Origin of the sequence: Paenibacillus tundrae (genome assembly GCF_030812775.1) — a bacterium.
Taxonomy (GTDB): Bacteria; Bacillota; Bacilli; order Paenibacillales; family Paenibacillaceae; genus Paenibacillus; species Paenibacillus tundrae_A.
The window spans coordinates 359797-383277 of record NZ_JAUSTI010000004.1; the positions used below are offsets into that span (position 1 = coordinate 359797).

General features: G+C 43.0%; 22 protein-coding genes. 18 read left to right on the top strand and 4 right to left on the bottom strand.

The annotated features are described in order from the left end of the window. The 16 genes from J2T19_RS09970 to J2T19_RS10045 all read left to right on the top strand — a co-directional run bounded on the left by J2T19_RS09970 (position 1) and on the right by J2T19_RS10045 (position 15890). Complete coding sequence (locus tag J2T19_RS09970) at positions 1-2652, top strand: DUF5696 domain-containing protein (RefSeq protein WP_307215204.1); 2652 nt, start codon at positions 1-3, stop codon at positions 2650-2652. Then, on the top strand, positions 2649-3548 hold the full coding sequence (locus J2T19_RS09975; RefSeq protein WP_307215206.1) for a carbohydrate ABC transporter permease: 900 nt from the start codon (positions 2649-2651) through the stop codon (positions 3546-3548). The genes J2T19_RS09970 and J2T19_RS09975 overlap by 4 nt, the downstream gene beginning before the upstream one ends. A gap of 21 nt (positions 3549-3569) precedes the next feature. Further along, positions 3570-4583, top strand: coding sequence for a carbohydrate ABC transporter permease (locus tag J2T19_RS09980; protein ID WP_307215208.1), 1014 nt, complete (start codon positions 3570-3572; stop codon positions 4581-4583). A gap of 148 nt (positions 4584-4731) precedes the next feature. Further along, positions 4732-6285 (top strand): glycoside hydrolase, encoded by a 1554-nt coding sequence (locus J2T19_RS09985; protein ID WP_307215210.1) that lies wholly within the window; start codon positions 4732-4734, stop codon positions 6283-6285. A gap of 13 nt (positions 6286-6298) precedes the next feature. Beyond that, a complete protein-coding gene (locus J2T19_RS09990) occupies positions 6299-6475 on the top strand; it encodes a hypothetical protein (RefSeq protein ID WP_307215212.1) in 177 nt (58 codons plus the stop codon). A gap of 76 nt (positions 6476-6551) precedes the next feature. Then, positions 6552-7598 (top strand): ABC transporter substrate-binding protein, encoded by a 1047-nt coding sequence (locus J2T19_RS09995; RefSeq protein WP_307215214.1) that lies wholly within the window; start codon positions 6552-6554, stop codon positions 7596-7598. Between the two features lies 1 nt (position 7599). Continuing rightward, complete coding sequence (locus J2T19_RS10000; protein WP_307215216.1) at positions 7600-8376, top strand: (2Fe-2S)-binding protein; 777 nt, start codon at positions 7600-7602, stop codon at positions 8374-8376. A 110-nt stretch (positions 8377-8486) separates the two neighbouring features. Beyond that, a complete protein-coding gene (locus tag J2T19_RS10005; protein ID WP_307215218.1) occupies positions 8487-10208 on the top strand; it encodes a helix-turn-helix domain-containing protein in 1722 nt (573 codons plus the stop codon). Between the two features lie 154 nt (positions 10209-10362). Next, positions 10363-10620 carry a hypothetical protein gene (locus J2T19_RS10010; RefSeq protein WP_307215220.1) on the top strand — a complete coding sequence of 86 codons (258 nt, stop codon included), beginning with the start codon at positions 10363-10365 and terminating at the stop codon, positions 10618-10620. 132 nt (positions 10621-10752) lie between these two features. Continuing rightward, entirely contained in the window at positions 10753-10980 is a 228-nt protein-coding gene (locus tag J2T19_RS10015) for a hypothetical protein (RefSeq protein ID WP_307215222.1), read from the top strand. Between the two features lie 172 nt (positions 10981-11152). Continuing rightward, on the top strand, positions 11153-11473 hold the full coding sequence (locus J2T19_RS10020) for a hypothetical protein (protein ID WP_307215224.1): 321 nt from the start codon (positions 11153-11155) through the stop codon (positions 11471-11473). 176 nt (positions 11474-11649) lie between these two features. Further along, the gene (locus tag J2T19_RS10025; RefSeq protein ID WP_307215226.1) at positions 11650-12024 is read left to right on the top strand and encodes a hypothetical protein; all 375 of its coding nucleotides are present in this window, start codon (positions 11650-11652) and stop codon (positions 12022-12024) included. Further along, positions 12025-12450, top strand: a complete 426-nt coding sequence (locus J2T19_RS10030) for a hypothetical protein (protein ID WP_307215228.1) — start codon at positions 12025-12027, stop codon at positions 12448-12450. Between the two features lie 443 nt (positions 12451-12893). After that, a complete protein-coding gene (locus tag J2T19_RS10035; protein ID WP_307215231.1) occupies positions 12894-13832 on the top strand; it encodes a hypothetical protein in 939 nt (312 codons plus the stop codon). Between the two features lie 120 nt (positions 13833-13952). Then, a complete protein-coding gene (locus J2T19_RS10040) occupies positions 13953-14660 on the top strand; it encodes a hypothetical protein (RefSeq protein WP_307215233.1) in 708 nt (235 codons plus the stop codon). 489 nt (positions 14661-15149) lie between these two features. Beyond that, on the top strand, positions 15150-15890 hold the full coding sequence (locus J2T19_RS10045; RefSeq protein ID WP_307215235.1) for a DUF2254 domain-containing protein: 741 nt from the start codon (positions 15150-15152) through the stop codon (positions 15888-15890). Positions 15891-16299: 409 nt separating this feature from the next. On the opposite strand, the gene J2T19_RS10050 is transcribed toward J2T19_RS10045, so the two are convergent. Further along, entirely contained in the window at positions 16300-16551 is a 252-nt protein-coding gene (locus J2T19_RS10050) for a helix-turn-helix domain-containing protein (RefSeq protein ID WP_307215237.1), read from the bottom strand. 164 nt (positions 16552-16715) lie between these two features. Here J2T19_RS10050 and J2T19_RS10055 point away from each other — a divergent pair, with 164 nt between their 5' ends. Both J2T19_RS10055 and J2T19_RS10060 read left to right on the top strand, forming a co-directional pair. Continuing rightward, on the top strand, positions 16716-16901 hold the full coding sequence (locus J2T19_RS10055; protein WP_239292821.1) for an aspartyl-phosphate phosphatase Spo0E family protein: 186 nt from the start codon (positions 16716-16718) through the stop codon (positions 16899-16901). Between the two features lie 36 nt (positions 16902-16937). Continuing rightward, positions 16938-17243 carry a hypothetical protein gene (locus J2T19_RS10060; protein WP_239292819.1) on the top strand — a complete coding sequence of 102 codons (306 nt, stop codon included), beginning with the start codon at positions 16938-16940 and terminating at the stop codon, positions 17241-17243. A 343-nt stretch (positions 17244-17586) separates the two neighbouring features. On the opposite strand, the gene J2T19_RS10065 is transcribed toward J2T19_RS10060, so the two are convergent. From J2T19_RS10065 to J2T19_RS10075, 3 genes are all read right to left on the bottom strand, one after another. Continuing rightward, positions 17587-19269, bottom strand: coding sequence for a type 2 periplasmic-binding domain-containing protein (locus J2T19_RS10065; RefSeq protein ID WP_307215240.1), 1683 nt, complete (start codon positions 19267-19269; stop codon positions 17587-17589). Positions 19270-19376: 107 nt separating this feature from the next. Then, complete coding sequence (locus tag J2T19_RS10070) at positions 19377-20984, bottom strand: response regulator transcription factor (protein ID WP_307215242.1); 1608 nt, start codon at positions 20982-20984, stop codon at positions 19377-19379. A gap of 523 nt (positions 20985-21507) precedes the next feature. Then, positions 21508-23313: a cache domain-containing sensor histidine kinase gene (locus J2T19_RS10075; protein ID WP_307215244.1), complete on the bottom strand. Its 1806-nt coding sequence runs from the start codon at positions 23311-23313 to the stop codon at positions 21508-21510. Between the last annotated feature and the right edge of the window lie 168 nt (positions 23314-23481).

Below are 23481 nucleotides of genomic sequence, written 5' to 3' on the forward strand. Positions count from 1 at the left end.
GTGAACAAAAGTCGTACTACTTTTGCCATTACAATCATCATCGGCAGTTTGTTGATGACGCAAAATGTTAACTACGCCGAGTCGGTCTATGAACGAGCGGTGACCACAACAGTTGAGTCTGAACAACCTCATCGTGGCACTGTGGCCGAAACAGAAGAAACAGAAGCATCATCAGAGCAAAAGACGACAGAGTCTATTCAGGCTGACGCAGACCCATCCATAACCAAAGAGCGGGCAAATAAAGCTGCAAGCCACAACGTAATCACTGTTCCTGAGGGTATGGAGGCTATCGCCGAAAATGAAGAGCTGATTCTGTATCTTCAGCCGGAAACAACAGAGATTGCAACGCTCGATAAGCAGCATGGTGAGATGTGGTTTTCCAATCCGCAGGATCGGGAACAGGATGCCATCGCAACCGGATATAACAAGTCCCAGCTGAATGTACAGCTCGAATTGACGTACTACGATAACGCCGGCAACGCGCTCAAATACGACAATTATACACATAGTGTTCAGAGTGGTCAGTTTGAGATCGAAAAGGTCGAAGACGGCGTTAATATCGTGTATACACTGGGTGAAGTCAAGAGCGATATTGAAGCCATTCCAAAATTTATTAGCGAGGAACGCTTTAGAACTTTAATCCTCGAGAAACTGGAGGAAAAGGATCAAAAAGAATTAGAGAAGCGCTTTCGTTATGATGAGCAGAACAAGCGTTACGAAAGACGGGATTCATCTCTGAAAGGTGTTGGTTTGTCCAAAGTAACCCGAATTCTGGAATCCATTGACTATGATGAGGTACAGATCGCGATTGACAAGGAAGCCTACGGTGAGGAAGGAAGCGGGCTTGAGAATGTCGTCGTGCCCGTGCACTATCGACTCGAAGATGCACGTCTGAGGGTATCGATCCCTGAGGGCGGTATCCAGTATCCGGATTCCATGAAGATTCAATCCTTGTCACTGCTACCTTTTTTCGGTGCCAGCGGGCCTTCAGAAGAAGGGTACAGTCTGGTGCCGGACGGATCAGGATCACTGATTTATTTTAATAACCAAAAGACGTATGCATCACCGTATAGCACCACCCTGTATGGCGGTGATCATGCGGTTAATCAGCTCACCCAGATTCAGAAAGAACAGAAGGCAAGGATTCCTGTGTACGGCATGAGTTACGGAGACAAAGGGTATTTGGCCATCATTGACAAAGGCGATGCAGTCGCATCCGTTGAGGCGGATATCAGTGGCAGACTGAATCAATACAATACCGTGCATTCCAGCTTCATGCTAAGCAGTATGGAGGAAGTTACCCTCACCAATGGATGGCGTTCCAGCACAGTCAAACGGTTTCAAGCACAGCCTTTCCATAACGAGATGGCAGTCGTCTTTGAATTTCTGGGTACGGACAATGCCAGTTATTCAGGTATGGCCTCGACATATCGGGATTATCTGATTGAGAACAACCAGCTTACGCGTTTGGCTGATGACACAGCACTGCCATTTTACGTAGAACTTATTGGCGGTATTCCAAAGAAAAAGTTCTTTTTGGGCATCCCCTATAACGCCTATGAGTCGTTGACAACCTTTGAGGAAGCACAGGAAATCTTGAAAGAGATGCAGAGCTATGGTGTGAGCGACATTCAGCTTCGCTACTCGGGGTGGTTTAACGGAGGAATCCAGCACGACATGCCTCAGTCAATTGCTGTTGACAAGAAGCTTGGTGGTGCTAAAGGTTTGCAAAGTCTGCAGGCTTACACGGAGCAGAATGGGTTCGGATTTTACCCGGATGTGTCTTTTCTGGAGGTGTTTCCAGAAGCTAAAGCGTTCAAGAAATCCTATGCTTCACGTCAAGTTACAGGTAAGCTCGCTCAGATGTTCCCATACCGGATCTCTACATTTACGCGGGATGAAGAGGCACCACCAGGATATGTGGTCAGCCCGCAAGCCGTACCTGGCATTGTGCATGGATTTTTGCAAGACCATACACGACTAGGACTTTCGGGGGTGTCCCTTCGAGATTTAGGCGATCAGTTGAACTCCGATTTCAATCGTGCTAACGTGGTCAATCGCGAGCAGGCGAAGACGGTTGTAGTCGAACAACTTGAGCAGCTGCATCGTTCCGATACGTCACTTCTTGTGGAAGGTGGCAATGTGTATGCAAGTGCCTACACCCGGCATATTGTGGATTCACCTATGAGCAACAGCGGCTTTAACATAACCGATGAAGCAGTTCCTTTTTTCCAACTGGTATATCACGGCTACATCCAATATGCGGGAACAGCATGGAATATGGCTGACGATCAGGATTCTCTTGTACAGATGCTGCGAGCGATTGAAACCGGATCAGCGCCTTACTACACATGGTTCTATGCGGATCCATCTGCCATCAAGATGACTGGATTCGACGAGTTGTATTCAGCAGATTATCGGCGCTGGATTCAGGAATCAGCCGAGCGGTACCAGCAGATTAGCGATGTCCTGAACGATGTGCAGAATCAAGCCATTGTGAACCATGAGAAGCTGAGCGATGGTGTCTATCAGACGACGTTTGAAAAAGGAAAAACGGTCATTGTCAATTACAACGATGTTGCTGTGAATATTGACGGCGTAAGTGTGGCAGCGAAGAGCTACCAGGTAGGAGGAGGTGACATGCCGGAATGAAGCTCAAAAAGTTATCTCTTGAACAAAAAAACAGATATTACGGTTTGTATTTCATTCTACCTTGGTTCATTGGGTTCCTATTTCTGTTCATGGTGCCGTTAATCTCATCGTTCCGATACAGTCTGAGTAATCTTCAGGTGTCTAATGAAGGGTTCACCTTAGAGTTTATCGGTTTGGCCAATTTCCGTGAGGCTCTGTTATCCCATGAATCCTATGTACGAATGTTGACGGAATCGGTTCTGAATATCGTGGTCAATACACCATTGATTATTATTTTCAGCCTGTTTTTTGCCGTCATTCTGAATCAGAAGTTTCGCGGACGGGTATTATCGAGGGCGATCTTTTTCCTGCCAGTTATTCTGGCCTCAGGCATCATTGCCAGTATTGAAAACGGGGATTTGATGCAATCCGTTGTACGCAATGCCAATGATATGACCGGTGGGGGACTGTCTGTCCTCAAAAATCTGGATCTGACCATTATGCTGCTTGAATCGGGCATGAGTCCGATTCTGGTTGAATATTTGACAGGTGCGGTTAGTCGGATTTATGAGATTGTCAGTCAGTCCGGAGTACAAATTCTGATTTTCCTTGCAGGCTTGCAGTCGATCTCACCATCCCTGTATGAAGCCGCCAAGATTGAGGGGGCGACGGGATATGAAGCCTTTTGGAAGATTACATTCCCTATGCTGAGTCCATTGATTCTGACCAATCTGGTCTATACGATCGTGGACAGCTTCATTAGTGACCAGACCAGTCGGCTTGTGGTGGATACGGCCTTTAAGAGCTTTAATTTTGGGCTCAGTGCGGCGATGTCCTGGATATATTTTGCCGTTATTGCATTGATCTTGTGGGTAACAACTGCTCTTGTGTCTCGCAAGGTCTTTTATCAAAATTAGCATTCCCGAAGGAGGCCTGACATGAAGACAGGAACCGCATCAGGGCAGCGGACGGCAAAAAAAGAAGGGCTAGAGCGCCTAACTTCTACTGCCTACTGGTTTGAATTCATTAAAAAGTGGCTTTGGATTTTGGTACGTTTCGTCCTGATATTTGGCATTTCATTCGTTATTCTGTATCCCATTTTATTGAAGATATCGATTTCATTTAAAAGTATGTCCGATCTGTATGACCCGACAGTAATCTGGATCCCCCGCGAATTCACGCTGGATAACTTCAAACTGGTATTCACAGCAATGAACTATCCGAGTGTGCTAACGAATACCTTATGGTTGTCGTCTGCTGTTATGCTGCTTCAGACGATAACGTGTGTACTGGCAGGCTACGGATTCGCAAGGATCAGATTTAGAGGAAGTGGTTTGTTGTTTGCGACGGTGATCTTTACCATCTTGGTTCCTTCACAGACGATCATGATTCCGCTCTATCTGAATTATAAAAATTTTGATGTGCTTGGTTTGATTGAACTGTTTCGAGGCAGTCCTGCGAATCTGATTAATACGTATTGGCCGTTCCTGATCTCTGCATTATTGGGCATGGGCGTGAAAACAGGTCTGTACGTATACATTTTCCGCCAATTCTTCAGGGGCATTCCTCGTGAGATTGAAGAAGCAGCATACGTTGATGGTGCAGGCTATTTCAAGACGTTTGGACGCATTATTTTACCAAATGCAATACCATCTATGGTCACTGTCATGCTGTTTTCGTTTGTATGGCAATGGAATGACTCGTTCTTCACCAATATGTACCTGAACGAGCCCAAGGTCATGTCGTCGATGATGTCTTCCTCCGGATACACGATTGCAACGTACCTAACCGGCGGAGGTCAAGCCGCTGAATCGTACACGCAGGATCCATTTTTTATGTCCATGATGATGAATACAAGTGTGCTGATGGCTATTCTACCACTTCTTATTATCTATCTGTTCGTTCAACGTCATTTCGTAGAGAGTGTGGAGCGTTCCGGGCTTGTGGGCTAGACATGAACATAGAGAATGGCTGAAAGAGAAAAGGCTGGCTGGAATGCTAGGACAGTAAGCTTGCAAATGCATGGGGTCACTGTACAGGTGGCTCCATTCTTGCAAGTAAGTATAGCTGCTTCGGCTGGAAAAGAGGAGGATTATATAGATGGGGAAAACGCTATCGAAGTTAGAAGGGTCACCGGATGCTGTGGTAACGGTTAGTGGGGAGCTTCGCTACCAGATGATTGATAACTTTGGCGCATCGGATGCATGGTCCATGGAACCTTTAGGTAAACATTGGACGGAGGAGAACAAAAACCGGTTGGCGGATCTGTTATTTTCGAGAGAGAAGGGCATCGGATTATCGGCATGGCGTTTCAATATTGGTGCCGGTTCTACAGTAACTGATCAAGACCGAATTCCCGACCCGTGGAGGCGTGCAGAGGCTTTCAAAATGTCGGAGGATGGAGAATATGAATGGAGCAAACAGTCCGGACAACAGTGGTTCCTGCAGGCTGCGCGTGATCGGGGGGTGGAGACACTCATTGCATTTGTGAATAGTCCACCGGTATGGATGACTAAAAACGGTCATGCCCAGCCAGATTCCGAAGTGGGTTCAACCAATCTGAAGCAGGGGTACGAGGGGGCGTTTGCAGCTTTTCTCGTGCATATACTGATGCATTTTCAGGAGATCGGACTGTCCTTTGATTATATCAGCCCGATTAATGAGCCTACCTGGGACTGGAACCAGGCTTGGCAGGAGGGCAATCGCTATAACAACAAGGATATGAGACGTGTTATTCTGGAGCTGCATCGGCAATTGCAGTTAACCAACTTGGGAGCACGGATCAGTGCACCTGACGGAGTAGAAATTACTTCACTATTGGACGACGCATATTATCGCCAGTTTGCAGGCAGTGGTACGTACTCAAGCGGTGCCAACAAGCTGGGTACAGGCCAATACCGGGAATATATCAAGGCACTGATTGGCGACCCCGAGATGAAGGAAGCGGTGGGCAACAAAATCGCTTCACACTCCTACTGGTCGGATTATAGCCATCCGGGTGATGATCGGCTAGTTCGACTCAGACGATTATTGAGTGACAATATGAACCATTATGATGCGAGCTCCAAATATTGGGTGACGGAATATTGCATTCTGGGCGAGTACGGCCCTGGTCGGGATCTGGGCATGGAGCCTGCACTGCATGTGGCGCGAACTATTCATTTCGACCTGGTGGAAGCCAACGCGGCTGCGTGGCAGTGGTGGACGGCGGTATCCAAAGTGGACTATAAGGACGGACTGATCTACACCGATTTTCAGGAGGAGGGCGATGAACAGAACATTTTAACGTCCAAAATGTTGTGGGTGCTGGGTAACTACAGCAAGTTCATTCGTCCGGGCGCACAACGAATCGACCTGAACGGTCTTGGTGAAGAAGCAGACAGCGGATTGCTGGGCTCTGCCTATGTGCATGACGGAGAGCAGACGGTGACCGTGGTTTTGGTGAACCATGGAGGACGGGACAAATGCATTCAGCTGAACCTTCACAATCTCGGGGTGAACGGAGTCGTCTCCGTACTGGAATGTTACGTGACCAATGCCGGGCTGGATTTGACTGGTATGGGATGCGTTAAGGCAGGCGATGAACAGTCCTTTCTCGTTACGATTCCAGAGCAATCGGTAGTGACCTTGACGGGTAAAGTGAAGCTGAACTAGGTGTGATATCGTTATGGATGTAGCCCATGGTCAGATCGTGGATGGGGATATTCCTCTTTTGCTTCTGCCATGGGCTCTATTTGAGAACGTAAACCATTCTTCGACGACGATTACGAAACATCGAAGAGTGAATAAAACGCTTCATGATGTCGCTTTAGTCCGGTTCAAATGTCGCAAAAGTACATGGTAACGCGATGTGGACATCGTATATACTCGCCTTATAAGACGATAATGAAAATCATTATCATACATAAGGGGGATTCATCTTGAATAAAGGAACAAAGGGTAAAGCGGCAATAGGCAAGGTATACGCCGTCCAAAAATCACGATTTTTAATGGGTCTGATGCTGGCACTTGTGCTTGTATTAACGGCTTGTGGTGCCGGAGCAGGTACAAATGCAAATGGGGGCAATGAGTCTGCTGCAACGCCTGCGGAGACACCTTCGAATACAGAAACTCAAACTACTGGAGCTTTTCCTGTAACGCTCAAACACATGAAGGGCGAGCTGACGCTAAACGAGAAACCACAGCGGATTGCTGTGCTTGATGTAAAGTTTCTGGATCAAATGTTAGCTGTTGGCGAGAAGCCGGCAGGCAGTGTTATCGCTGGGGGCAACACCGATTTTCCTGAATACTTAGGTGATGAGCCGAAAGACGTACAGGTTCTGGGTACACGGGACGAGCCTAATCTGGAAGCCATTGTAGCTTTGGACCCGGATCTGATCATCATGACCGACTTCCAAGAGAAACAGTATGAGAGTGTGAGCAAAATCGCACCTACCCTCGTACTCGACTTCTACGAAGACTGGCGTGATACGTTAGCTACGATTGCTCAGATTACAGACAAGCAGGATGAGGCAGAGAAAGTGCGAACAGCGTATGAAGAGAAAGCGGCTGGAGTGAAGGCGCAGCTGGCAGAGAAAATGGGAGATGAGACGATAGCTCTTATTCGTCCGAGAAAAGAAGGCATTCGTGTTCATGGTATCGAGCATCGCACAGGCGAAATTCTGTATAAGGACTTGGGCTTGAAAATGCCTGCACTCGTTGAGGAGATCAAAGGGGATACTTCTGTTGAAATCTCGATGGAGAAAGTTCCTGAGATCGGCGCAGATCGTTATTTCGTACTGTCAGATGAGCTGTTTGCAGCAGAGGCAGAGGATATGGTTAGCAATCCAGTATGGCAATCTCTAGATGCAGTGAAAAACAACCTTACCTATGATGTAAACTCAACTCTATGGATCGCATACTACGGTCCTATCGCGATTAACCTTATTGTAGATCAAGCATCAGAAGCGCTGCTGGGATCGAATTAATATGAATCAGTATCTCTCGAGTGACTTATGGAAAGAAACCGTGGAGGATCATTCGATTCTGCTAGGTAAGCCGCCTGAGAATAGTGTCCGTACCATTGCTTTGAGTGAGTTGCATGATGAAGCGGCATGCCGAGAGTATATCGGCTGGTTTCAGGCGTACATTGATGCGCCTGACATGAAGGTTGCCGCTTCCATGTTAGCTAAGCGAATTGGTTATCTGTGGACAGCTCCACTCGTGACGGCCATGACGTTTCATCATCAGCATGTGTCGTTTCAGCTGGAGAACAGTTTCCTTTATCATCCGACGCTCTCACCTAATGAGGGCGGTACACGTTTTCCTTTTCTAGCGGTGAATGGGCTTCAAGCAGAAGAACTAACGGGAGAAAGGAACGTGTGGCGGGAAAAGGTAGTAGAGGAGATGTTTGCACAGCAACTTACACCGTTGTTACAGACGCTTGCTGTGGTTGCACCTCTATCCATGAGCATTCTCTGGGAGAATATCATGGTACGTATTGGGCCGCTGTATACGCCTGATGCAGACGAGGTAGAGCAGGGAAATGAGCATATCCAGGCTGATTTTGCATATCTGACGCAGGTGGCATCGGGGCAAGTGTTTGGTGTGAGAAAGAATCCGCTAACCCGCTTCACGTACATGAAAGACAATATTCCAGTTGCGAAAAGCGAACGGATCACCTGTTGTTTCTATTACCAGATGTCAGGGGAATATTGCAGGAAATGTCCGAAAATTGACAATGAGAATGAATCTCAATTAAAATGACAATAGCAACAAATTTACCTTTGCTAAGGGATTTGCTTGGAGGCTGTAGATGTACACCTAGTCGAGCGAATCTCTCTAGCAAAGGATGCTATTGTCAGGAGATGAGAGAAATGCCGCTGCAAGAACAGACAAGTCTATGGAGTAATACAACGGTCAAGATACTAGACGTGCATAGCGGTATTTTGCAAGTAGGCCGTGTTCTTAGTGAAACTGAACTAAAGTCGGATGTGTTGCTGCTGATGGGCAGTGGCGAAGGGGAGCTTTCAATGAATGGTGAGGTTTGCCACATTGGGGCTTCTTTTGCTGCTCATATAGTTAACGGAACATCCTATACCCTTACAGCTAGATCAGAGGACTTACAATATATCGTGATCATGTACCAGGTTACTTCTATGGAAGGAGCCTCTCTTGTTATGCCCTCGTATCGTAAACACCCGTTGAACACTTCATTTATACAGGATTCTGTCACTCAAACGGAATGGGTTCAGGTCGCGGAGAAAATTGTAGCAAAATGGAGTCGTGGTGAAGGGCTGGAACGATTTCACGCCAATGCATTGATGCAGGGCATGATCTACGAACTCATTATGGAGTATGAGAGCAGTCAGGGCGGAGCAAAGTCAGACATGGTGGATGCTGTCGCTACATATATATCGGGTCACTATCGGCAGAATCTGGAGCTGAAGGAGTTAGCGGCACTTGCTGGATGCAGTGTAAGACAGCTACAGCGACGCTTCAAACAAGAGAAAGAACTCGGTCCGATGGAGTACGTCATTCAGTTACGGATGGAGAGTGCATCACGGATGCTGCGTCATACAGATGCTCCCATCGGCGAGATTGCAGACAGAATGGGTTATCGCGATATGTATTATTTCAGTCGAGCTTTTAAAAAATACTTTGGGGTTCCGCCGCAGCGGTATAGGCTTACATCTGCTTCAAGAGCGGATACTTACATGGCTGATTCCTTACTCAGGAATAACCTGGCTTCTTCATATGAGTCATCCGAAGGCACAGTTATATGCCATATGCGAGGGGAATATTGTGTTACTGAGCCACCACGGCGTATCGCAGTACTCGATGTTCAATATGCGGATCATTTGCTTGCGCTGGAGTTGTCACCAGCAGGTAGTGTAGGAACAGGAAGTTCGACGGTTAATTTTCCTCAATATATTAGAGCAGGACTGCAAAATACGGAGTTGCTCGGAACCTATGAGTACCCCGATCTGCCTGCTGTGGAACAATTGTCGCCTGATCTTATCATATGTACCGAGGTGCATGATCAACACTATGAGCGGTTAAGTCGTGTTGCTCCTGTGCTTATGTTCAAACGCAACGAAAGCTGGCAGACGATTCTAGGTCTGTTCGGGGAACTGACAGGTAAGCGAGCAGAGGCCAAACGTATTATTGCGGATTATCATCGACGAACGGCTTTGCTGTCAGAAGAGCTTGCGCCAGTATTGGCAGGCAAAAGTGTGGCACTCATTCGTCCGCTGGAATCTCTCGTTCGTGTACATTCTCCGTCTCATCGTACGGGTGCTGTACTGTATCGTGATCTAGGCCTGCCTGCTCCGCTATTTGTCGCAGATACCTCCGACACGGCGTATCATATTTCGGTAGATCGACTACCCGTTGTACATGCCAGTCATTATTTCTTGCTGAGTAATGAACTCATGCAGAATGGCATATCCGCGACAGAGCAGCGTGTCTGGGGTATGCTGGATGAGGGTGAGCGACAACACATACACTCGGTCGATGCCGCAACCTGGATCGGCTGTTATGGACCGACAGGGATTAATGGGATCGTAGATCAGATTGCGCAGGCTTTTTTGGCTTAAAATAAAGTAAAACAAAAAAACCGTCTTTTAGTAATGGAAGTGCGAGCAACCATATACCAAAGAGACGGTTTCTTTTTACTTTTCTATACTTAAGTGGGGAATATGTTAAAATGATAGAAAGTTGAACTAATACAAATAACAGGAGGTATAACTCATGAAATGGAAAGAAGTTAGAGAACTGTTCCCTGACCAATTTGTTCTGGTAAATATCATTCATTATCATGAGGAAGATAATAAAAAAATTGTTGATGAAGTTGCACCGATTCGTACGGTATCAGAACAAGATGTAAATAAGGAATTTTTTCAAGTAGAGCCTGGTCACTTTGTATATCATACTTCAAATCAAGACTTTGTGATTCATCTGCGTAAGGATCCATTAATGAGAGTGAGACGTAATACGGATGAAAATTAACTATGATGGGCAGCTAATTACAATACCACTCACTGTTACATTTAGAGGAAGAACACTGAAAATAGATGATGTCATCATAGACACGGGGTCTTCACATACGATCATTAGTCCTGATGTTTTAAGGAAATTGGTGTGACTTACGAAACAGGGGATTCAATTTTTGAAGCATACGGAATTGGAGGGAGCATTCCTTTCTATACCAAAATCATGGATAGGATTATCATAGGTTCGAACAGCATTGAGAGTATAGAGATAGATGTAGGCGTATTGCCTAAAGAACATAAAGGGCTTCTTGGATTGGATGTTTTGAAACAACAGAACTTTATTATTGATTTGAAGAGGTTAGAGTTACATAAGTGAATAGTCAAAGGATTGGGAAGAGGTGATACCAAATTTTAATTAAAGATATTCATATCTTACACATGATTCAGTCAAATGAACTGATTAAAATAACCGAGATTAAAATATACAAAAAACGATTGCGAACAAAGTGATGGCTGTAATTCCAGAGTACCATAGCCCTATTCGACATATGCTTAATGAAGTAAATGGACTACCGAACAGTCAATTTATAGACAGTTTTAAGAAAGCTCTGGATACTCCAGATGCATATGTAATTATGGAAGGTGATGATGGAGGACAAATCTATTTGTCTTGCCCTATGAAACTAGTAAAATGCAGTGAAGAGACATTACATATTCTATTAAAAGATTTAGATACCATTGCATGGGACTGTAATGAGGGAGAAGGCCAAGGACTATTTTACGAAAAACTCTTTCCTGGTGATGGGATCAGTGGAGGTATGGGGGAGGAGATGTTGAGGAAGGACTATGGATTAATGAAGAATTTATAGATTTACAATTATATGATGAAATTCATGAAGTCATATTAGGCAATAAAGAAAGAATAACCAAGCAATAAAATGAATAAATCATAAGGCCCATCAACATCGGATAATAAAGTGTTCATGTGGATGGGCAAACTGTTGAAGTACTGCATACAGAGAAAAAGGAATATGTGAGGTGAGCTATGGGCGTAAGAAAAAAATATAAACGTAAAATCGTTCGCTTCAATCGATTATTTTACTGGTATGTTGAACCGGATATTGACGATGAAGGAATAATCAAATTAAATATCGTTTCTGAGGATAAGAAGTTAATCGTCACTTATGAAGTGGGACAACACAATATTAAGAACAAGCCCCCATATATAGTCATCATCGGAGAAGAACTCGAAGGCTGGACAACAGAATATATAGGATATAGAAGAGTACTAACACCGCAATGGAGCGATCAGATCATCACGCCAAAGTTGATAGGAGAAATTATTGATTGGTGCCTCTTGAAAGATAAAGAAATAAACATCGTTAATTGGAAAGATGAACTACTCCGTCCTCTCTCTTGAATGGAATACTGGGTGCGTACACTGATGCATGAGGGGAATCTGAAAGCATTCTCCAGGAAAGTTGTCTTTAATCCCGAATCTAAATTTGGGATGGTCGTCATGACAAACCAGTCTTTTGAGGAAATTTATTATTATGGACTTATAAAAGAAATTTTCGGTGATAACGTCAATTCTAATAGAGTTACTTCGGAGGAGGGAGGATTTTTTCAATCCGCACGACGGGCAGCATCTAGATTTACTAATTTATTTACGGCCCGTGATATCAGGAAATTCACAAAAGCTGAGTTAAGTAGTTCTTATAACGTTGTCGAGCATGATGGTGTTGTTGAGAAAATTTCTTTTACTCCTTACATTGATTACTTGCCTGTATCGAATTTAAAGGTGAACTTACTTAAGATATCTCTTATTCCGGTTGCGCTAGCATAAGGTAGTGTTGAATGAAACTAATCATGTTAGACTGCATTGGAAAGGATCGGAAACTTGGAAATTTCATTCTACTGTTGATATTGTAACAAAATCTTAGTGAGTTTACTGATTTAAGAAAAAAGGATTTGTTAATCTTACAAAATAACTTAGTAAGTGCATTAGAAAACACGATTGAATGTTTTAATGAGAAAAGTCTAATAAAATTAAATAGTAAAGATGCTCTTAGAGGTGTTGTAGGCTCCCTGCAATTTTACATGACATTAAACAGCTAGAATTACCAAATAAGAAATAAATCAGTAACACAAGTATAGACCCTGCATAATTCTGATTCATTACGATGAAAAATCGCTTATCGTCCATTTTGTTTGGGATTTGTGAATGGGAAAAACGGTATCAGAAAACTTCGAAATACACATTCATTAGCAGCAAAGGGGAAGACACTTATGAAAGATATTATTGATCTGTTTAAAGAGACAAATAAGAAAGTATACGTCATTATTATTCTTATCTTTGCAGTTGTAAACGTCGAATTTTTAAGAAATATAAAAGAAAACAAAAAGGCGATATTTGAGTCTCTCCAGATAATTATGCAAAACCTAATAAATATTTTGCCGGTATTTATCCTTGTTTTTTCTTGGTTATTTCTTTTAAGAGTGAGTAATAAAAAATCAAATGAAATAATAGCAGAGCGTTTTAATCAAGCTGAAGAGTATCAGATAAGAAATAAACGATTATTAGTAGAAATAAAAGATAATATTGTTCCAAACTTAAATTCACCTCTTAATATTATGGAAATTATTGTTAAAAATAATCAAAATGAAAATATCAATTCTATCAAAGGAATAATATCATTTTACTATCAACAAGTTCGTATTAAGAAAATAGAAATAAATATACATAATCTTAAAAGCGGATATGGAGAAAGAGTATATTTTGATAAATTTGAAAGTCGTTGGAACCAATGTGATTTGTATATTGATGAAATTGTTTGTAATGAAACTATAGATAAACATGTATTGTTGAGTGGTGAATATAGAATATATACAAATTATGTTATTTTAAATCTGGAGAAGTTTTATGACTATACTCTTATGGGCTTTAAATTTAAGAGTAATTTAGTATGGTTGAAAGAAAAAATTAATCTCGTTTTTGAGAGTGTTTCTTATATATATAGAAAAAGATATTTCGATATAAAACATTCTATTACGAGAAGTATTTTGTCTCTTTTAATTCGTTCTGTCCTCTTTGTGTTAATTTATGTTCTATTATTAGCTTTTATTATATTGATTGTTGCTGCGGTTGCAAATTCAATATATTGTTTTATGGATTTGTTGAAAATATGGGGGAACGTACTAATTAATAATTTGAATCAAAAACCATAATATGTAATGTTATTCATGCTTCTGGAAACATTCGATAACATCATAGTTACGCTTTGGGGTTGGAAGTCGTGGGTATAGTAACCTATGCTAAATTCTTTAATATGAGAGGAAATAAACCAAGTGATAGAAAAATGGATTCACATCGAATGTATATTTATTAATAAATGGGGTTCTAAAATAATTAATGAGATCCACAAAGCTGTTAAAGAGGGTCGTATGGAACGACCTGATGACTTATTCTATGGCTATTCAATGTCAATTGCCATACGACTAGACTTGATAGGTCGTCTAGTGCAAAGATTAACAAAGCATTTTGTTGAAATTGAGAATTACTTAATAGATGTTAAAGAAGAGTATATATTCACGCAGAAAAATGATGGGTTTGCATTAAGAATTAATGATGACTTGAAGCTGGATTTGCTAATAGATATTGACGCTTTTTTATTTGAGGTTAACTCTTGCTGCGAATTGTTAGGGCAATACATGTATGAACTATACACAGCATTAGGCATCCCCCTCAGCAGAGATAAAATTGGAAAAACTCAAGCTGAAATTCTTAGGGGAAAAGGAATTGACACATCATGGTTTAGGAAACTTGACGATAGTAGGAATTTTTTTATACATCATGCCGCACCGTATATAGCGATAGACGTGACAGATTATGAAAGCAAGAATTTAATAATTATGAAAGATAATTTAAAAACATTCACCGATCCCAAAAAGTACATGACGTTAGCAACACTAGTTGAGATAAGAGAAGGATTTAGAAAATCGTTGTCGATCTTCCAAGAACACTTAATAAACTGTGTTAGTAGTGCTTCAAGCTAACACATTGTACAACATATATCCATACATCAACTTCTTTTAAACCGTGAGGGGATATAGGAAAGTATTGCAACAGCCCACGGGGCCATAAATACATAAACCTCATGTGGTATTTAAATAATAAAGGAGAAGTTGAGATGCATAATTATAAAGAAAAAATGAAAATGATTAATGATGAGGAAAATATAGAAATAGAATTCAAGGAATCAAGTTCAGGTTTTAAATAGAAGATATTGTTACATTTGCTAATGTCAAAAGAGGTGGAGTAATTTTATTTTGTACAAGATGAACAGAGCCGTGGGAAAACAAGTTGGGACTTTAGTTGTTTTAAGATAAATGACTCGTCAAACTTGCAATTCTAGACTAAGCATAAAAGTGTCGACCAGCTGTAAATCTAAATATTAGTGCCTATAACATTTGTGATTTCAAGTTGAGAATACAAACCTTATACCATCTATAAACATCAAGCCAATATATGGAGGTTGTAAAAATATGACAAATAATAATAGTATTTTAAATTACATTTTTAAATACAAGGAGATTTATTTTCTTGTACCAGCAATAATTTATGTTATTGGTTTTCTTTGTCTTCAAGGGAGTTTTAGTGCATTAAATGGAAACACATTAATGTCTGATATTGCGTTCCCTTTATATCCCTTTAATTTTGAGGTATACCTTTATAAAGGTTTATTTATTTCAATGGGATTAATACTGCCGTTTATTTTTTTTGCATTTCTACTGCTACGCTCGTTTATCTCCAAATTTAAATACCAATTAAAAACAGGGTTATCAATTATACCAGCTTCAATGTTGTTTCATTCAATTACACTGAATTTTTATCAGATGACTAAAAACTACTTAAGTAACCATTTAAACCATATACATATATTGGGTTATTTTTTCATCTATTTTTTAATATTTATATATATTTTCCTTTGCGCTCAATCAAGTACAAGTAGCTATCGAAGATTTACCCTTTTAACTTCATCTATTTTTTTAGTCATTTCATTATGTACTCACGTTTATTGGGTTGGGCAAATTACACAAGCTAAAAAGGTATCAGACTTTTTAGATGGGAAAGAAGTAAGAATAATGCATATCGAAACTGATAAAGAGACCTATGATCTATTAGTTTATGATATTAATAAAGAGTTAGCTACTGGTATTGATAAAGATAAAAATATTATTACTATACCAATGGACAAAATAATTTCATTCGCAATTAAAAATTGATGATGAGTTCTATTTGAAATCTGTAATTACACTGAAGATCATACTCAAAAGAATAAGGTAGGGAAAGGAATAATGGCAGCCCTTTATTAAGTGTCGTCTCCACGACTCGTTTATTGAACTAACTTGAGGCTTTAACTACTAGAATTTGGCTTACAATTGGACCTAGGCAAGACATTTTCAGAAAAGACATTAAACTAAGTTAAGCGTCTTCTTTATTTTTGAAGTGGTAGTGATAAAAAAGGTAGAGAAGCTACAACCTATACTTTTATCAAATCATCGTTTACAAGATCGTAGTAATAAACTACTAATTGTTGCCTTTGGGTTTCCTATAACTTCTCACTGATTTAAATGTAGTGTTACTAGTCGGGGACTGATGAAAATTTACGCGCTCAATTTTAATGTAAGTTCTTCAATCTTTAACTTCCCCAAGCAAATAGCCAACTGAAACCTCCAAAGCCTTCGCAATTTCAACTACTTCATAATCTTGAACAAGACGATATTGACCCTCAAGACGGGAAAGACTAGTCTGACTGATATCCAAACCCAATGTTTGCAGTCTGGCGAGGAATTCACGTTGTTTAATGCCCTTACTTTTACGGATAGCTACGACTCGGGAGCCGATTATGTTTTTGTCGCCAGGTGGTTCTTGTCTATGCTTCATTATGTACACCCCTCATTTCAACCAAATTGTATGAGAAATAATGGTTGTTTTAATGCGAATATCGAATTAAAATAAAATAAACCGATAATCGCATTAAAAATGACTGTTCATGTCTAGCATTAACAAGACATGGCTCAGTTTAGACCCATCAGAGAGGTGGATGTATGAGCCGGTTGCTTGACTTATTGGAAGAGGAACGGCGCAAGCTTAATCAGCTTGGAGAGACATCTTTGAAGCAAGCGATTCCGTTGTGGGACAATCCTGAGGTTCAGGAACAGAGCCGGAGGGTGGATGAATTGGTGGCACGAGTGAGCAAAACGAAGAATAAGCATAGCCGAGTGGTACGATGATGAGTACGGTACATAATGCATAGGGGAGGATATGCTATGGATTTTCCACCATGGATGCAGCGAGCAATTCGGGCGAGGCTAGATGAGGTGAGTGCCCAGATTGAGCACGAACCTGAACTGAGTCGAGTACGTGGGGAAACCGACAAAGCCTTCGAAGCTTTGTTTCAAGACAAGGATGTCGAGCAGACACCTGAATATGCCGAATGGGAAAATCGTTACATTGTCAGCAAAGGCATAGAAAATGAACGGTTGTACATGCAAGGGTTGCGAGATGGGATTCAGCTAACGGCCTCCTTGTTAGGTGAGTCAATGCTGGTGGAGAAAGGTCGTGAATCTGACTAACGCTAGGTGCTGGTTGAGATTAGCAGTGTGAGTATGCTTGGCAGGTGAGTGAACGACTAAGCAAGAGAATGAATGATGAAATGCATACTAAGAGCTTCATGCGGGATGAAAAGCAACATTCTGTCCATATAAATGATTCATAATTTAAGTAAAGACTTTTTAAAGTCTGAAAGGCCTTTGTATATTTACAAAGCTTCATAAGTATACAGAGGCTTGATCTACTTACGCGAACCCATAAGTCATGGGGAAGCGACCCCGAGCTTAACTTAAAAACGCGAGTCGAAGCGTGTATAGCCGCTTCGGCTCGCGTTTTAATGCTCTACTTTTCCAACATCACCAATCCTTACTCCCCACTTACCGACTTAAACCAATCATTCACTTCTTGCGTGATCTGATTTCCGCCGTTAGATTTCCAGTTGGCGACGAATTGGTCGAAGGCATCGACTGGCAGTTTGCCGTAGATGATCTTATTGAACGTTTCCATCTCGGACTGACGGAGCAGGTTCCATTTGGAGACCATGGTTGGTGTGGCTGCGCCAGTGAAGTAGTTTTGTTTGCGAATGTCGATCTGAGACATGACGACTTTGGCAGCGGCCCAGTTTTCAGGTTTGCGGAATTCAGCCATTTGTTTCTCGTAAGGCGTTTCGGGCTTCTCGCCGTCAGCTAGCTTCACGAGGGTTTTCATGTACAGGTCTGGAATACGTGCTGGACCAGTCAGGAACGGGAATTCGTTGGAGAAATCTTTGATCTTCTCCTTGTCACTGGTTGGTTGACCGTCGATGATATCCCAGTCGTATCCTTTGGCAAAGCCATATTCATAATCACTTCCTGCAGCTGGGTTAGCCAGGTTATCGAGCAAGTAGTTATAGTACAGGAAAATGGCTTCTGGATGCTTGGCATCCTTGTTGATCATGATACTGGCGTTCACACCAGAGTTCTGCCATTTCGTACCGATCTTACCCTCTGGGCCAGCCGGAATAGGATAGGCTTTGTATTTGGCACCAGGTACGTTCTTCAGTAGATCAGGTGCAGGCCAGTCGGGTACCCAGTTTGCTCCAGGCAGAATGCCAGCAGTACCAGCAGTCCAGCTTTCAGCGGATTTACCTTCGTCCCATAGCGCGGAGTCTGCGTGGATGTACCCTTTGTTCATCCATTCATTGAGTTTGGCAAGGGCTTGCTTGGCGCCTGGATTAATGGAGCCGTATTCGAGATTACCATCGGCGTCTTTGTTCCATTGTTCCTGGATCGTGCCGTATGCACCGAATAACCAGTCGAGCGAGCCCATCCAGGTATTCGTATTATTTTTCAGCGAGATCGCCAGTGGGAACACTTTATCCGGAGATAGCCCGTCTGGGTTCTCATTCTTGAATTTGTCCATGATGTTCTCAAGGTCTGCGATGGTCTTCGGAGCTTCCAGATTCAGCTTCTCCATCCAGTCCTCTCTGAGCCAGAACAGGGTATCATCGTTATCCGTGTACTCCATGATCGGCATGTTGTATTTTTTGCCGTCCTTGGTAAACGGATACCACAGCTCAGGATGCGCTGCTGCGTGATCTTTCAGTGTTTGGTTCGCATACTTGTCGAACAGTTCATCGATGGCAATGAATTGACCGGAGTCGATCAACTGATTCGTCAGTACAGCGTTGGTTGGCACGGTTACGAAATCAGGCAGTTTCTCGCCAGACGCAATCGCGAGCTGCAGCTTCTGTCTGTATTGATCGTCATTGGCCGGATACCAGGTATCCTTATGCTTCATGCCCAGCGTTTCCAGCATCCAACGATCGTGTACATTGTTTTCTTTTGTATCGCCTTGCACGTATTTCTTCGGCATCAGTACCGAACTGAATTCAATAGGTGGGTCGTATTTTCCATTAGCAAAAGCAGCTTCTGCTTCAGCCGAACCGACGGTTGCCGGCGTATTATCGTCAGTACCATTTTCACTCGCAGTCTCACCACTGCCGCACGCAGTGATCGTGATGAGTGCGATAACCATGAGCAGTGACCACCATGTTTTGAATTTGATCATTGTTCAATCCCCCTACGATGTATGATCTTTACTAATGTAACTGTACCAATTGGGGTGGGAGGGCATCTATATGAGTTTGTTAGTTTTGATAGGACTCTATTATGTTATTAATGCTGGTCTCTATACTCCTGCGGCGTAACGCCGAACTGACGTTTGAATACTTTGATAAAATAAGCCGGATCCATATAGCCAATCTCCATGCTGATTTCATATACTTTTTTGCTGGTCGTCACCAGCTTGTGACACGCTCGATCCATACGCAGGCGCGAGATATACTCACTAATGCCTTCGCCTGTTTCAATCTTATATATCTTGGACAGATGAGTCGGATGCAGATTGACATGATCGGCCAAGGCGCGCAAAGACACATCCAAATGCAGGTTCTTATCAGTATAATCCTGAATTTTCTTCACGTACTCGGAGCGAATATCCTTGATCTCGTTGGACGTGCCTTCCTTGAGTTTACCAAGCACGCTAAGTGACCATTTCCGCAGCTTGCCAATCGTGGAGAAGGCTTCTCCGCTCTGGAGAAACTCGATATCGCTACCCATTAGATTGGCCAGTGTGAGCTTATTACGGTGTGCGAGATTAGTGAATGAAGCTGTAATGAGAAAACCAGCCTCCATGCAGTGCTCCCACGATTCCGACCATTTCTCGTCCAGTTCCGCGCAGACAGCGAGAATTTTCTCTTCCGCAGCATCCCATTGCCCACTATCTAGCAGCTGTACTAACGTAGGCGGGGTATATAGCTCATCCAACGGACCTTGCGCTGCATGTGATTCCACGTCGCTGACCCGCATCACGAATTCGCGCTCGTCTCCAACGATCTGCCAGAAATAGGCTGAGGCCTGACGAAAACGGGGATAGAGCTGCTCCGGGAAAGCAAACCACTCGGTAATGACAATAGAGAGGGAGCCCTTGAGGAACTGCTTGACCTTAGATTGCAGCTGAATGGACAGCTTCTCCAGAATGGTTTCTTTGCCAATATCGCCTTTGCGCTCCTTCAATTGCAGTAAGAACACGAGATAGCCATGCTCTTCCTTGACACCCCATACCTCCATAAACTCGCCCATAATCTCCTCCGCCATATTGATGATGGCATATTCGATCAGCGTCTGATCATGGCTGTCATATTGACCGAATTCCTCTTCCAAACGCACCAGCATGAGTGCCGCATCCCCCGTGTGGAAGGGCAGACCATAGTTAGCGAGTTTCCGATCCCATTCGCTGGTTGAGTAGCGATGTCCCTGCAAAGCCTCCAACAGGAGTCGTCCCCGCAAATGGGGCAGATTCTCCCGCAAAGTAAACTGAGTTCGCGTAAGTGAACTTACGAGCTCCCATTCGTTATTCAGTTGGTCGATTGCTTTCTTAACAGCACCCTTTAATTCATCATCTGTAGGCGGCTTGAGTAAATAATCTACGGCCGCATACTGAATGGCTTTTTTGGCATATTCAAATTCGGAGTACCCGGATAAAAGAATACATTTTATTTTTTTGTCCCGGACTCGAATCCGTTCAATCAGTTCAATTCCCGTCATTTCAGGCATTTGAATGTCTGATATCACGATATCAATCGGGTGTGTATCAATTAATTGCAAAGCTTCATGCGCCGAATAGGCTTTATGCACTTGTTCGATTCCCAGCGTATGCCAGGGCTTGGTCATGGATAAATTGTCTACCCAGTGTGCTTCGTCGTCTACGATGATCATCTGCATGATGTTAGTCTCCTTGGGTGGTATATAAGTCTTGAGATTAAAATTAAGGAATAGATGAAGTGAACAAGGGCGCTACGGATTTGAAGGGTTCTTACGATCGCTGTTATCCCCAGATTTCATTGAATCTTTTCTAAAGGTGAAATCCGGGGATAAAGGCGAAAGCGAATGCTTCCGATGAAGCTTTCTTGCAGAAAGCTTTTAGCTTCGCTTCTACAGAATCCCCTCAATCCTTCGATTTGGTTCACATAAAGCTAACCCATTATTTTAAAGAAAGGCTTATATAAAGGTGAATTTGTGATAAGGAAGGGCGGAGCGTCTTGCTTCGCTGCAGCCCTCTATTAAAAAAAATTTCTAACGTACACTTCTGATGTTTACACTTCTTCAGGCTTTTACTGTGCTTCAGGTTTTCTCGCTTCTGTCATATTTCATCAGATACTTATTTCCCCTGAATCCTGTATCCGATACGATATGCCTCTAGGCATCCTTTGTCATCCCAATCTGACTTTTTAAACAACCTCTCATATTAGTTTCGGTTTCCTCGCTCGGGATCTCTATCTTCCTTTGGAATCTCCCAGACGATCTCGGTTCGGAATCCGCCAAGTGGGGAGGGGCAGAATCGGAGGTAGGATTGGGTACCAAATAGGTGCATGATGCGCTGGTTGGTATTCCAAAGACCACAGCCCATTTCCTCCTGCAATGGTTCCTTCATTTTCATGTTCAGTGCTTCGTACTGATCTGCACTTACGCCAGGGCCGTCGTCATCGATATATATTTTGCCTATTCCGTCCTCGCTCTCGCCAGTTATTCGAATCTCCCCGGAAGAATAGGACTTCGCTACGCCGTGAATGACGGAATTCTCGACCATCGGTTGCAGCATTAATCGCGGTACAGACTGCTGGAGCATGTCCTCCGGAATATCAATGTGATATTCAATGCGGCCGTTGCGAAGTTTCTGAATATCCAGATAGTTGATGAGCAGCTTAATCTCTTCCTGAAGGGAAGATGTCTCTCGTTCCATGCGCGTCGTATAGCGGTAATACGCACTCAGGTTATGCGCCATGGACACGACAGCTTGTTCGTCCTTCATCTGAGCCATATTGATGATATAACCAAGACAGTTATAGAGAAAATGTGGATTAATCTGAGCTTGCAACTGCTTCAGCGTTGCTTCTCTAGCTCTAATTTTCTCATGAAATACATTCTCGATCAGGTCTTGAATCTGGTGAGACATGTCGTTGAACCGATGGAACAGGAACGAGAACTCGTTCTGCTTGTTGCTATGCAGGCGCACGGAATAGTCGCCCTGCTCTACACGGCGTAAGCCTTTGATCAGTTTTTTGATTGGATATTGCACATTCCGGTAGAGCAGGATCGATGCCGAGATGCCCACCACCAGTAACAAAATCATACAAGCATAGAATAGATTCCGGCTAAGTGAGATCGGCTGAAGAATCTGATAGAGCGGGATGACATCAACCAGATGCCAGTCCAGATACGTGGATTTCACGGAGCTAACCAAGTACTTTTTCCCACCTAGCTCGACGACATCCTGTGTTGTATCTTCCGAGGCGTGTGTATCCAGATAACGAATGAGTTCTTGGGATAACTGCTTGTCTGCACTACGATTCAGAATGGGGGCGTCACCCTTGTGATAAAAGAACGGATCGCCTTGTCCGCCAGCTTTATACGTATCCAGCATATTTTGAATATTCTCATAACTGAAACTGGCCTCAATAACGAGGTTGCTTCCAGTGAGCGTCCCGGGTTGAGCCAAGGAATCGGTAAAGAACCAATAGAAGGATTGCAGTCCATCTTGAGGTGCTGTGCCTTGATCCCCGTAAGTCCATTGTCCGCTCATATTTTTCTTCAAATATTCCTCATCATACCCGGATGAACGGTTGTAGTTAGCAATAACATCCTGATTCTGTTGGGAATATACGGCATAGCGAGTAGGCCAGATATCGGTAACGCCAGATTGCAGCGTCATCTTCTCCTGTATGACATAACGGGTCTGCATCTGATCATACCGATCATCCCACATGTTCAGTCCATTGAAAGCTCGTACATTCGGATCGCGAGAGAGAATCAGGCTGAAATCCATCATCTGATTAATGCGCGAATCGATCTGGCTGGATAGGAACGTCAGCTGCTTCGTGTTCGAAATCTGCAACTCGTTACTGACCACGTCATAGGTGACGCTATTCGAGTAGGTGTACATGATGAGAATGGGGATGAATAACACCACAATTAACAAATTTATTTTGGCAAACAGGCTAAATCGGGAGCTCGCCTTCGCTGGAAATAATATTAAGCGCTTCCATGTATGCATGAAAATTCTCCTTTACCTTCACTTTCAGACTACATAGGCTGAACTAAACATTCACACGGAAACGGAGAGGACAGAAAGAACCTGGAGAAGCGGAGCGGTCGCTTGAAAGCTTTCTGAAGGAAAGCTGCATCGGAAGCATAGGCTATCCTTGGATTTCCCCATTAAAAA